The organism is Pseudomonas amygdali, from assembly GCF_002699855.1.
GTDB classification, from domain to species: Bacteria; Pseudomonadota; Gammaproteobacteria; order Pseudomonadales; family Pseudomonadaceae; genus Aquipseudomonas; species Aquipseudomonas amygdali.
Genome location: NZ_LKBW01000079.1, coordinates 24,468 through 37,063, shown reverse-complemented (window position 1 = coordinate 37,063; position 12,596 = coordinate 24,468). Strand labels below are relative to the sequence as shown.

The following is a 12,596-nucleotide window of genomic DNA, read 5'->3' as shown; positions in this document are numbered from 1 at the left end:
TGATGGATCAGCCGCGAGTCGATTGCGGCAATTCGGCGACCAGACGCAACGATGCTGTCAGTTCATCCAGTTGGTAATGCGGACGCAGGTAAGTCACGGCCTTGTAGACACCAGGCTTGCCAGGCACTTCAAACACTTCGGCACGCGCTTCGCGCAACGGGAACTTGGCCTTGGCTTCCTGACTGGCGGTGTCATCCAGCAACACGTAGCTGGACAGCCACTTGTTGAGGCACAACTCGACATCCTTGCGCGATGCGAAACTGCCGATCTTGTCGCGCATGATCGCTTTCATGTAGTGAGCGATACGCGAGGTCGCGAAGATGTATTGCAGTTGCGCCGAAAGACGAGCGTTGGCGTTGGCAATGTCGGTGTTGTACTGCTTCTGCTTCTGGGTCGACTGAGTGCCGAAGAATGCGGCGTAGTCGGTGCCTTTGCAGTGCACCAGAGGAATGAACCCCAGGTCCGACAGCTCTTTTTCGCGACGGTCGGTGATGGCAATTTCAGTCGGGCATTTCAGCGCGATTTCGCCGTCATCGGTCTTGAAGGTGTGGGTCGGCAGGCCTTCGACCAGACCGCCGCCTTCCACGCCGCGGATCGCCACACACCAGCCGTAGCGGGAGAACGCATCGGTCACTCGGGTGCCCAGTGCGTAGGCAGCGTTCATCCACAAGTACTTGTTGTGGTCACGGCCGTCGACGCTTTCGACAAAGTTGAATTCTTCGACTGGCGTGGTATCCGGGCCATATGGCAGGCGACCCAGCACGTGCGGCAGAGTCAGGCCGACATAGCGGGAGTCTTCAGAGGCGCGGAACGACTTCCACTTGGCGTATTCGACCGTATCGAAGATCTTCGCCAGGTCGCGAGGGTCGGCCATGTCGGTGAACGAGTCCCAACCGAACAACTCAGCCGATGCCGCGGAAATGAACGGCGCGTGGGCGGCGGCTGCAACGTGGGAGATCTCCTCGAGCAGGTACATGTCTTCCGGGCTGCGGTTGAACTCGTAGTCACCCAGCAACATACCGAACGGTGCACCACCGAAGGTGCCGTACTCTTCTTCGTAGATCTTCTTGAACAGTGCGCTCTGGTCGAATTCGGACGAGGCCTTGAGGTCACGCACGAGGTCTTTTTACGACGCATTGAGCAGGTGAATCTTCAGCGTGGTGCTGGTCTCGGTCTGGTCAACCTGATATTTCAGGCCGCGCCAGGACGCTTCCAGTTGCTGGAATTCACGGGCGTGCATGATTTCGTTCATCTGCTCGGAGAGCATCGAATCGATCTCGGCGATGCGCGCGTCGAGCACGGCGATCAGGTCCTTGCTTGGCGTCATTTCGCCTTCAAGTACCTGGGCCACCAGTTCGCCGATCAGATCGCGGGTACGGGTGCGCTCGGTCTCTGAGCGCGCAACGCGGCTTTCGGAAATGATGCTGTCGAGCAGGGAGGATTGCGGGGCGAAGTTTTCAACTTCAACCAGAGCGCTGTCCTGCTGAGTCACGGGTTGCTTATCGGTCATCGTCAGGCTCCTCCTTACTCTTTGCTGTCGGTGGCAGGAACGGCGGCTTCACGGCCGAACTCCTTGCCCAGGGTTTTCAGCTTTTCAGTGTTCTGCAACACGTCCATCAGCAGTTCTTCAAGCTTGTCGTTGCCACCCATCTTGTTACGCAGGTCAGCCAGCTTGTTGCGCACTTCCAGCAGCTTGCGCAGCGGCTCGACCTGACGCACGACGTTCTGCGGCTCGAAGTCTTCCAGGGCATTGAAGTTCAATTCGACGCCAAGCTGAGTACCGTTCTTGGCCAGGGTGTTGTCGACGCGATACGCCAGGCGCGGCTTGATGCCTTTAAGGACGCCGTTGAAGTTGTCGCGATCGATGAAGATGAACTTGCGATCCTTGAGCTTGGGCAGCGGCTCCAGGGGGTTGCCGGAGAAATCGCCGAGAACGCCTACAACGAATGGCAGCTCTTTCTTTTCCTGAGCGTCGCCGATATCAACGTCGTAAGTGATATGGACCCGAGGCGCGCGAACGCAGTCAAGTTTGTGCTGGGTACTTTCCTTCTTTCGCCATCGTCATCTCCTGTGCGAGCAACTCGCTGCAAGTCGTTTGCGTACCGGGCCTGGGCAGGCCGGGCGCGATTAAGGTCCTTCAATCGTCAGCAAAAGGCGCTGACGAATTTCATCGTTCATTTCCAGAATGTTTTCGTGCCCGACCAACTCTTCGAAGCTGGTATTGCCTGCGATCTGCGTGCTGTTGCGAATGACCGACTCATCCGGCAGCTCGGAGCGCACCGGTGAGCTGATCACGCAGAACGGCAGATCGCCGAAGTCTTTCAAGCGCTCGAAACTGACCGGGAAGCGCAACCCTTCGAACAGGCGGCTCATGCCCGGTGACTTGCTCAGGCAATAGAACAGGACCAGATAATGCACAACGTAGCGATACAGCTCGGCGCTACTGCGATTAGGGTCCTTGATGACCTTGCGAAACTGCGCCAGATCGAAGGAGTTGAAGCCCACCACCCAGCGCACCGGGCTGGTGATGCGTATGGTCTGCCCGCTTTGTGACAGCACCATGTCGTATTCGAGCGGGAACAGCTCGGGCGTCGTACTGATCAGGTTCAGCGGCACTTCCAGTTCATTGACCAGCTTGAACGGCTCTGCCGATGCAATGCGGTCATAGAGCTCTTTAAGCTCCTTGAAATGGTGCTGAGTCTCCCGACCGCTGCTGCGTTGCGCGCCCTGCAGGTATTCACCGAAGAATGTCTGCGGGCGTATCAGCAACGCGAGGGTCGACAGGTAGTCGGACGCCTGCACCTTGAGCGCGTCGGAAATAGCGCGCGTCTGCTTGCGCAGCTTGATCAATGCTTCTATATCGAACGTCTGAGTCATCGGTACATCGTCCTTGAACCCTTCACGACCGCTTCCCGGATCAGACCGGGGACGGGGAAGAGTTGCGAATTTCTCGACTGCACACCTGCTCATCAAGTGGTTTTGCCATGTGCGTAAAGCAAAACGCACCGCCACTATGAGGAAGGATTTGGTGCTGGCATATAGATGTCGTCTAGCCAGCAGTGTGGTCTATGGCACTATTTTCAGTAGGAAAGTTCCTACAGACGGTGGATATTTTCTCGGTTTTGTTACAGTAAGCAATGAATGCTATGAGCCACTACTGGTTAATATTACAGCAGTAATATTGCCGTAAGCCTTGATTTATAAGGGCTTTGGAGCGTTATCTGGATCCGATTTCGAACGCAATTAAGCTTAAAAAGATGAACTTATTTGCCCGCTGTTTGCGTCTTCAAGACGATAAAATCACGATGCCGTCTTGTGAGCGGATATTTCTCGGATGAGGGATGATGGCACCACGAGTGGTTCAGGTGGCAACAGGAGAGTGAGTGAAACGCACACCGATTCTTGCCGAGAGCAAGGAGGAAGGTGCTTGCTGATAAACGTCCCCGGATTTTCTTGCAGCAAATAAAAAACCCGCCGAAGCGGGTTTTTCCAAGACCATCCCGACTTCCTGTCGGACGCCTCCCAGGCGATGGTCGATCATCCTTGATCCTGGTGAACTCCCTGTTCACCACTTGATGGATCCAATCTTATGCGCCGCGTGCAGGTTCGGAAATAGCCAAATTCCCCCGCCGCGTGTAAGCCTTACGCTATACCTCACGTGTTCATGCTCGAACAGCGGGGTGAGGGGCAGGAATTCTGGCGTCAGGAAAGATTTTGCATCTGCAGGTTCGCCGACAGCAAAAATCGCCGGCAATAAAAAACCCGCCGAAGCGGGTTTGTACCAAGACCATTCCAACTCCCTGTCGGCTTCCTTCCCGGCGATGGTCGATCGTCCCTGATCCTGGCGAACTCCTTGTTCGCCAGTTGTTGGATCCAATCTTACGGCGCTGATAGCAGGTGAAAAATAGCCAACCTTCCCTATTGCGTGTAAGCCTTTGGCTATACATGTGTAAGGTTTTGTATGTGGATGGCCGTGAACGTACGCATCAAAAAACCGGTTTTAGCGGCGAAACAGTTGCTCCAGAGGGGTTCAATGTGTTGCTAAGGCGAGAAAGTCGCCGCCACTTCACAATAACGCTGCTCGGCATTTTTACTGTCCTCGTCGCGATTTCGGGCAGCACGTTTGGTCCACTCCCGGCATTCCTCCTTGAAGTTGACCTGCGCAGCCTTGCGACACTCGCGCCGTTCGAATGAGCGAACGGCGAAGTTTTCGCAGACGCTGTCGCCGTCGATGCTGTTGCCGTAAACCCGCCACTGCGCCCGATAGCGGTTTCTGCCGTCCCATTCACGGATGGAGGCCGTCGCGACGCTGTAGGGCCGGGCCGAGCGATTGGGGTTGCGAGCAGCGTTGGCTTTGAAGTCAGCCATGTAGTCTGCGGACACCATGCCTTTCGCCGGTTCTGCCTGAGCGGGTCGAGGAACCTGGCCAAAGCGACAGTTCAATACGCTCTCATCGATGACATTGCCGCTTTTCATGCAGTTATCCAGCGGCTGCACGGCGGCTGGCTCTTCCCGGGTTGCGGCGACAGGTAACAGGTCAGGCGCACGGATCGACGGCGCGGGTGCGGGGCTTGCCACCATTGTCGGTTCGCTGTCGATCATGGTGGTCTCTGGTTCAGGTGCAGGTCGCTCGACAGGTGGTGCCAGTGCCACCTTTGGGCTTCGCCCATGAGACACGACCAGCCCGGCCAGGCAAAGCGCAACGATAAGGCCTGCCAGCCATAACCGGTAGGGCCGCGACTTGCCCGGTCGAGCGCTAAGTTTACGGCTTGGATGCGCGCCCAGAACGACATCGACCTGGCCCGGCACAAGGCGCTGAATGCGGATGATCCCGTCGTCTTCGGGTTGCTGTGTGGAATCCATTCCTGCTCCAGATCAAGCGGTATGAAGGTGAGCGCCGCGCCTGCTGACGCAGCAGGCATGAAATCTCAACGTTATCGGCCACGCGCCGTGTTTCTGTAACGCTTTGGTGGTGTATGCATTTGGCCTGTCGCGCTAAGGTTGGGACCGTTTTGTTTGACTGATGGATTAACCGCGAATGCACCAGCGTCTTGAGCAGGTTTTTGGTTACACGCAGTTCCGGCCAGGCCAGGAGGCAGCGATCAGCGCCGTGCTGGCCGGACGCTCGGCTGCGGCAATTTACCCGACGGGCTCAGGCAAGTCGCTATGTTACCAATTGCCTGCGCTACTGCTGCCCAATCTGACGCTGGTGGTTTCGCCGTTGCTGGCGCTGATCCAGGATCAGCTTGCCTTTTTGCACCGCAACGGCATTGCCGCAGCAAGCATTGATTCGGCACAAAGCCGCGATGATGTCGCCGACGTCATGGCTCGCGCGCGTTCCGGAGAGCTGAAGATCCTGATGATCTCGGTCGAGCGCCTCAAGAACGAGCGTTTCCGCAACTTCATCGCCCAGGTGCCGATTTCCTTGCTGGTGGTCGACGAGGCGCACTGTATTTCGGAGTGGGGGCATAACTTTCGGCCTGATTATCTGAAGCTGCCGGACTACCAGCGCGAATTCAACATCCCTCAGGCACTGCTGCTGACCGCGACCGCGACACCGCAGGTCATTAACGACATGCAGGACAAATTCGCCATTGCCCCCGAGGATGTCATCACCACCGGCTTCTACCGCGCCAACCTGCACCTGTGGGTCAAGCCGGTCAGCGGGCGTGACAAAAGGCGGCTGCTGGTCGAGTGGCTCAATGAGCGGCGCGGCCAACCGACAATCGTTTACGTGACGCTGCAAAAGACCGCCGAGCATGTCGCGGTGCACCTTGAGCAGAATGGTCTACCCGCCAGTGCTTACCATGCCGGGCTGCCTAATGATCAGCGCGAGTCGATTCAGAAGCGTTTCATGGGCGGCAGCCTGAACTGCATCGTGGCGACCATTGCGTTCGGAATGGGCATCGACAAAAGCGACATCCGTGATGTGGTGCATTTCGACCTGCCCAAATCCATCGAGAACTACAGCCAGGAAATCGGCCGGGCAGGGCGCGATGGTGGTGCCTCGGATTGTCTGGTGCTGGCCAACCGCGACAGCCTCAATGTGCTGGAAAATTTTGTGTATGGCGACACGCCGGAGCGCGAGGGGATTGCCCGTGTGCTGGAGGATTTGCTCGATGCACGCCATGACGGGCAGTGGGAGTTTCTGCTCGGGCCGCTGGCTGATCTCAGCAATATCCGTCAGCTACCGTTGAAGACCCTGCTGGTGCAGCTGGAACTGCGCGGGATCATCGCACCGCGCTACGCTTACTTCGCCGAGTACCGCTTCAAGTTTCTGCTTCAGCCGCACGACCTGATGGCGCGTTTCGAGGGTGAGCGGCGCGAATTCGTTCAAGCGTTGATCGATACGTCCAGCCGGGCGCGTACCTGGGCCACGGTCAACTTCGACGCGATGTACCAGCAATACGGTGCCGAGCGTGGGCGGGTGGTCAAGGCGCTGGATTACTTTCAGGAAAAGGGCTGGATCGAGCTGGAAAGCAAGCAGATGACCGAGGTCTACAGCGTGTTGCGCAGTGACTTTGACCCGCAGGCGCTGAGCGTCGAGCTGCACGATTATTTCGCCCACCACGAGGCCACTGAAGTTGCGCGCATTCATGCAATGCTTGAGGTGTTCTCCAGTGATCAGTGCCTGACTCATCGGTTGGCACGCTACTTCGGCGATTACAACGCGCCCGAGCAATGCGGCCATTGCTCGGTCTGTCACGGCCAGATCGCCCATCTTCCACAGCCACCTGCGCTGGAACCTCTGGATAACCGGGACTTTCAGCAGGTGTGCGGTGATTTTATCCACAAGCACCAGGACTTCACTGGCCAGCCACCCAGCGCCGAATGCCTGACGCGCTTTTTGTGCGGCATCAGCGTGCCTTTGTTCACCAAACTCAAGGCTCGCGCCACCAGCGGTTTTGCCTTGCTGGAGGATTATCCGTATGCGCAGGTGAGGGCATGGGTGCAGGCGATGCTCTAAAACAAAACCGGCCGCTCAAGAGCGGCCGGTTTTGATTCATCAGTAAATAACGGCTGTATCAGTCGCGATGACGACGATGGCCGTGGTGCTTCGGACGACGGTCATGATCGCGATAGTAGCGGCGATCATCACGGCCACCGCGATAACGACGATCATCGCTGCGGCTTTCGTTGCCCATGTAGTTGCCGAGTGCGGCACCACCGCCGCCGCCTACCGCCGAGCCGATCAGGCTGCCGGTGCTGCCGCCAACGCTGCGGCCTACAACGTTACCGCCTGCTGCGCCCAGACCGCCGCCAATGGCTGCTTCTGTACGGTTGCGACGGTCTGCACCGACCGCACCGCCGGCTGCGCCACCCAGGCCAGCGCCAATCGCTGAACCGGTGCTGCCGCCGAGCTGTTGACCGACGACCGAGCCGAGTACCCCACCCAATGCTCCGCCTGCGCCTGATTCGAGGTTTCCTGCAGAGGCTGCACCGCTGATCAAGGCAAGAGACAACAACAGTATCGAGGAATACTTCATGTATGGAATCTCATAGGGATGACGGCGCGATCTTGGTGTCAAGTGAAGAATGTAGCAATGCAATTCCGACGAGTAACACGATTGCCACACAAACTGCTAAGTTATTGTTTTGGCTAAGGAACTTAAGTCGGAAAAGAGGGTCTGAGGATACTTGTGAAAGGCCCGTTTCCAGCGAAACGGGCCTTTTTTGTGGTCGTCATTTATGAACGTCAGATGATGCGGGCCGACTCTGCCGATCGCTCGAGACGAATGGCCACGAACTTCGACGTCGGCGTGCTGCTGCCATCGCCAACGCTTTCCAGCGGTACCAGCGGGTTGACCTCTGGGTAGTAGGCCGCAGCCTGACCGGCCGGAATGTCGAACGCCAGCAGGGTGAAGCCTTTGACGCGGCGCTCGCGGTTGTCGCTCCAGATTGAGATCACGTCAGCTTTCTGACCCGGCTGAAAGCCCAGACGAATGATGTCGGCTTCGTTGACGAACAGCACATCACGCTGGCCTTTGACACCGCGATAACGGTCGTCCAGGCCATAGATAGTGGTGTTGTACTGATCGTGCGAGCGCATCGATTGCATGATCAGGTCCGGAATCTGCCCGGTCGAGCTGATGTCTTCATGGATCAGGCTCAGCGGCAACGCGTTGGATTTGAAGTTGGCGCGCGTCGAGACTGTGTTCCAGCGGCGTGCACCGGCGGCGTTGCCCAAGTAGAAGCCACCCGGATGTTTTACGCGCTCGTTGAAGTCCTTGAAACCGGGGATGGTGTCGGCGATCAGGTCGCGAATGCGGTCGTAGTCTTCGACCAGCCACAACCAGTCCACAGGTGCCTTGCCCAGTGTTGCGTTGGCGATACCGGCGATGATCGCAGGCTCGGAACGCATCTGCTTCGACGACGGCTTCAACTGTCCGTTGGACGCGTGGACCATGCTGAACGAATCTTCCACGGTCACGGCTTGTGGGCCGTTGGCCTGGATGTCGATGTCGGTACGGCCGAAGCACGGCAGGATCAGCGCGTCCTTGCCGTGGAACAGGTGGCTGCGGTTCAGTTTGGTGCTGATCTGCACGGTCAGGTCGCAGTTGCTGAGGGCTTCTGCAGTGCGATGGCTGTCCGGTGTTGCCTGGGCGAAGTTGCCGCCCAGCGCGATGAACACCTTGGCGCGACCTTCGGCCATGGCGTGAATGGCTTCGACCACGTTGTGGCCATTTTCGCGGGGCACTTTGAACTGGAAGCGTTTTTCCAGAGCATCGAGCAGGAACACCGGTGGGCGCTCGTTGATGCCCATGGTGCGGTCACCCTGCACGTTACTGTGACCGCGCACCGGGCACAGGCCTGCGCCTGGACGGCCAATGTTGCCGCGCAGCAGCATCAGGTTGGCGATTTCCTGAATGGTCGCAACCGAATGGCGGTGCTGGGTGATACCCATTGCCCAGCACATGATGACGTTCTTGCCCTTGGCGTACATGCGTGCTGACTGTTCGATGTCAGTAAGCGGCAGGCCGGACTGCTCGACAATCTCGTCCCAGGACGTGTCATCGATGGCGGCCAGGTATTCAAGCACGCCTTCGGTGTGTTCGTTGAGGAACGCGTGATCAAAGACCGACGGCTCATTCGCCAGCTGTGCATCACGCTCCCATTGCAGCAGGAACTTGGCCATGCCGCGCAACAGCGCCATGTCGCCGCCCAGGGCAGGGCGGAAGTAGGCGGTGTTGGTCGGACGGTCACCGTTGGTGAGCATTTCGACCGGGTGCTGAGGGTGCTGGAAACGCTCCAGACCACGCTCTTTCAACGGGTTGACGCACACCACCTGCGCGCCGCGTTGTACCGCTTCACGCAGAGGTTCCAGCATGCGCGGGTGGTTGGTGCCGGGGTTCTGGCCGAGGACGAAGATGGCGTCGGCGTGTTCGAAGTCTTCGAACGTCACGGTGCCCTTGCCCACGCCGACGCTTTGCGACAGCGCTACACCACTGGCTTCGTGGCACATGTTCGAGCAGTCCGGGAAGTTGTTGGTGCCATAGGCGCGCACGAACAACTGATACAGGTACGCCGCTTCGTTGCTGGCGCGACCCGAGGTGTAGAACTCGGCCATGTTCGGGCTGGGCAGGTTCTTCAGGTGCTTGGCGATCAGCGCGAATGCGTTGTCCCAGCTGATCGGCTTGTAACGGTCGGTTTCGGCATCGTAGGCCAGAGGCTCGGTCAGGCGGCCCTGATACTCAAGCCAGTAGTCGCTCTGCTCCAGCAATGCACTGACGCTGTAGCGGGCGAAGAAGGCCGGATCGACACGGCGTTTGGTGGCTTCCCAGTTGACCGCCTTGGCGCCGTTCTCGCAGAACTTGACCATGCCGCTTTCCGGCGAATCGCCCCACGCGCAGCCAGGGCAGTCGAAGCCGCCATTCTGGTTGGTCTTGAGCATCATGCGCAGGTTCTTCAGCGCGTTGTCACTGCCCAGCCAGTGTTGCGTCACGCTGATCAGTGCGCCCCAGCCGCCTGCCGCACCTTTGTATGGCTTGTAGCGGGGGATAGGTGTCTTGTCGGCTTGATGATGAGTGCTCACGCTTGAATCTCCATCGCAGGGCTATAGACCCGCGGCGCACTGTGCTGCGGCAGGTGAATTAAATTGAGGTTGTGGCGGCGGGCCCATTGCAGGGCCAGACCGGTGGGCGACGACAGGCTGACCAGGGTCTGGATGCCGGCGCGCAATACTTTCTGAATCAGTTCCAGGCTGCAGCGGCTGGTCACGATGGCGACGCCGCCTGCCAAGGGGATGTCCTGACGGATCAATGCGCCGATCAGCTTGTCCAGCGCGTTGTGGCGGCCAATGTCTTCACGTCCCAGCAACAGCTGGCCGTTACCGTCCATGAACACCGCAGCATGCACTGCGCCACAATGGCGGCCAAGCGGCTGGAACTCACCGATGCGCTGACGCAGGCCTTCCAGCCACTCAATCGGCGGCAAGGGTGCGCCGGGCAGCACGTTCAGTTCTGGCAGAGCCTGCTCTACCGCTTCAACGCCACAGAGCCCGCAACCGCTGGTGCCTGCCAGTTGCCGACGCTGTTGCTTGAGTTCCCAGAAGGCACGGCTGGCGATTTCGACTTCGGCCTGCATCGCCGAGCCGCAACCGCTGATTTTGAAGTCGTAGATTTCGTCGTGCGAGGCAATGATGCCGCTGCCCAGGCTGAAACCGACGATAAAGTCTTCCAGATCGGTGGGGCTGACCAGCATGACTGCCTGGCTGATGCCGTTGTAGGCAATCGCCAGTGCCACTTCTTCGGCAAGTTCGTTACGTGCAGAGTCCGTGCCCTCGAGGTTCGAGTAGCTGTAAGACTGGCTTGCTTCGGGGGCTGGCGTAGCAAAGGACGCCGAGCTGACCTTGCGCGTAACGGGCATGGGCTGAAATACCGGCAGAATGACATCTGCAAGACTAGGCCCGTTCTGGTAAATCGTCTAATCGCTAGTGCTGATGTGCCGATAGATGACGTCGATCAACGCTCTAGCGCGGCATTTCTGCTACCAGTGCAAAGCAGGCTTCAGCCAGTGCCGAGCGCGGTGCACTGCGGCGCATGATCAACCCCAGCCGGGCCAGCGTACGGGCGTCGGCGATCGGGTGCAGGCGCAAATGCTCGGTGAGCGTTTCCAGGCCGCCATCCAGCGGCATGATCGCGCAGCAAAAACCGCCATGGACGGCCTGCAGCAACTGATGAACGGCATCGGTCTGGATCAATGGATTGGGCTGAAGGCCACGGCTGTGGAAGTTGTGATCGATCGATTGGCGAAAATGCATGCCGCTGGTCAGAGTGCCCAGCGGCAATTCGACCAGATCGGCCCAGCTCAACGGTTCGTCACCAAAGGTAAAGTGCCGACGGTCATACAGCAGCCCCATGCGCGTGTCGTCCAGGGTCAGCGAGTCGAAGCGTTCGGTGTCCAGCCGTTCCAGGTATGAAACGCCCAGATCGATACGATTGCTCGCCAGTTGTTCCAGCACCTGCTCGGAACTCAGTGACGACAGCTCGAAGCGCAGGTTGGGGTGCATCTGGTGCAGCCGGTGCAGCAATGGCAGCGGATCGAAGCTCGACAGCGGCACTACACCCAAGCGCAGTGTGCCGACCAAGTGCCCCCGGCAGGCAGCCGCTTCAGCCTGCAGGCCGTCGTAGGCTGCCAGTACCGTGCGTGCCCAGGCCAACACGCGTTCGCCTGGCGCAGTGAAGCCTTCAAAACGCTGGCCCCGATTGACCAGGGGCAAACCGAGCTCTTCTTCCAGATTGCGCAGACGCATCGACAAGGTGGGCTGGGTGATATTGCAACGCGCAGCCGCATGGCCGAAGTGCCTCGTTTCATCAAGGGCGATCAGAAACTTAAGTTGCTTGATGTCCATATTCACTCCGCTGGGCCGTCCAGACAGCCGATTCTACGCGTTCAGGCTGAAGGATGGAGCACGCCCTTGATCAGCTCCCGATAATCGTCCACCGCAGCGAACTCTTCGGTGTCTTTCGGGCCTTTCTGGCTGTTGGGCTGGCTGACGGCCAGCAAATGGGCTACACCAAAGTGGCGGGCGCTGCGCAGGATCGGCAAGGTGTCGTCGATAAACAGGCTGCGTGCCGGGTCAAACGCGGTGTCGGCCTTCAAGGCGTCCCAGAAATGCTGGCTCTCTTTGGGGAAGCCGTAATCGTGAGAGCTGATCAGGCGCTCGAAATAAGGCGCCAGCTCGATTCGCTCCATCTTCAGCGACAACGAATCGCGGTGCGCGTTGGTGATCATGATCACCCGTTTGCCCGCTTGCTTGATGGCGGCGAGAAAGGTCTCGGCGTCCGGGCGCAGTGCAATCATGTGCGCAATTTCGCGTTTCAGGTCGCGAACCGACAGTTTAAGCTCGGCGCTCCAGAAATCCAGGCAGTACCAATTGAGCGTGCCCGCGTTGTTTTCGAACAGCGGCTTTAACTCCAGCCAGGCCATGGCGAAACTGACGCCGTGCAGTTCGGCGTAGCGCTGCGGCAGGTGCTGCATCCAGAAGTGTTCGTCGTAATGCAGGTCGAGCAACGTGCCGTCCATATCCAGCAGGACGGTATCGATTTCGCTCCAGGGCATGGAAAGCATTAAGGCCTCGTCAGGGGTTGAGAGCG

At 58.7% G+C, this 12,596-nt stretch carries 9 protein-coding genes and 2 pseudogenes; 1 reads left to right on the top strand and 10 read right to left on the bottom strand.

The genetic code is table 11. The features are described 5' to 3' along the window. Nucleotides 1–7 precede the first annotated feature (7 nt). From tssC to AO277_RS08010, 5 genes and pseudogenes are all read right to left on the bottom strand, one after another. A pseudogene (gene tssC / locus AO277_RS08025) lies at nt 8–1,510 on the bottom strand (type VI secretion system contractile sheath large subunit). A gap of 14 nt (nt 1,511–1,524) precedes the next feature. Continuing rightward, nucleotides 1,525–2,052, bottom strand: a pseudogene (gene tssB, locus AO277_RS08020) (type VI secretion system contractile sheath small subunit); the annotation flags it as partial. Nucleotides 2,053–2,127: 75 nt separating this feature from the next. Further along, nucleotides 2,128–2,877, bottom strand: a complete 750-nt coding sequence (locus AO277_RS08015; RefSeq protein ID WP_044318244.1) for a hypothetical protein — start codon at nt 2,875–2,877, stop codon at nt 2,128–2,130. A gap of 484 nt (nt 2,878–3,361) precedes the next feature. Then, entirely contained in the window at nt 3,362–3,541 is a 180-nt protein-coding gene (locus tag AO277_RS28005; protein ID WP_143492730.1) for a hypothetical protein, read from the bottom strand. 500 nt (nt 3,542–4,041) lie between these two features. Then, nucleotides 4,042–4,863 (bottom strand): hypothetical protein, encoded by an 822-nt coding sequence (locus AO277_RS08010; protein WP_044318245.1) that lies wholly within the window; start codon nt 4,861–4,863, stop codon nt 4,042–4,044. A 175-nt stretch (nt 4,864–5,038) separates the two neighbouring features. On the opposite strand from AO277_RS08010, the gene AO277_RS08005 reads away from it, so the two are divergent. Further along, nucleotides 5,039–6,967 carry a RecQ family ATP-dependent DNA helicase gene (locus AO277_RS08005; protein WP_044318246.1) on the top strand — a complete coding sequence of 643 codons (1,929 nt, stop codon included), beginning with the start codon at nt 5,039–5,041 and terminating at the stop codon, nt 6,965–6,967. Between the two features lie 58 nt (nt 6,968–7,025). Here the strand turns inward: AO277_RS08005 and AO277_RS08000 are convergent, their stop codons facing one another. From AO277_RS08000 to yrfG, 5 genes are all read right to left on the bottom strand, one after another. Next, nucleotides 7,026–7,487: a glycine zipper domain-containing protein gene (locus AO277_RS08000; protein WP_002551428.1), complete on the bottom strand. Its 462-nt coding sequence runs from the start codon at nt 7,485–7,487 to the stop codon at nt 7,026–7,028. Nucleotides 7,488–7,696: 209 nt separating this feature from the next. Continuing rightward, complete coding sequence (locus tag AO277_RS07995) at nt 7,697–10,033, bottom strand: FdhF/YdeP family oxidoreductase (protein WP_044318247.1); 2,337 nt, start codon at nt 10,031–10,033, stop codon at nt 7,697–7,699. Further along, nucleotides 10,030–10,866, bottom strand: a complete 837-nt coding sequence (gene fdhD / locus AO277_RS07990) for a formate dehydrogenase accessory sulfurtransferase FdhD (RefSeq protein WP_002551429.1) — start codon at nt 10,864–10,866, stop codon at nt 10,030–10,032. Before fdhD ends, AO277_RS07995 begins: the two co-directional genes overlap by 4 nt. A 103-nt stretch (nt 10,867–10,969) precedes the next feature. Beyond that, nucleotides 10,970–11,851, bottom strand: coding sequence for a LysR family transcriptional regulator (locus AO277_RS07985; RefSeq protein ID WP_002551430.1), 882 nt, complete (start codon nt 11,849–11,851; stop codon nt 10,970–10,972). 41 nt (nt 11,852–11,892) lie between these two features. Then, nucleotides 11,893–12,570, bottom strand: coding sequence for a GMP/IMP nucleotidase (yrfG, locus tag AO277_RS07980; protein ID WP_002551431.1), 678 nt, complete (start codon nt 12,568–12,570; stop codon nt 11,893–11,895). Nucleotides 12,571–12,596 lie beyond the last annotated feature (26 nt).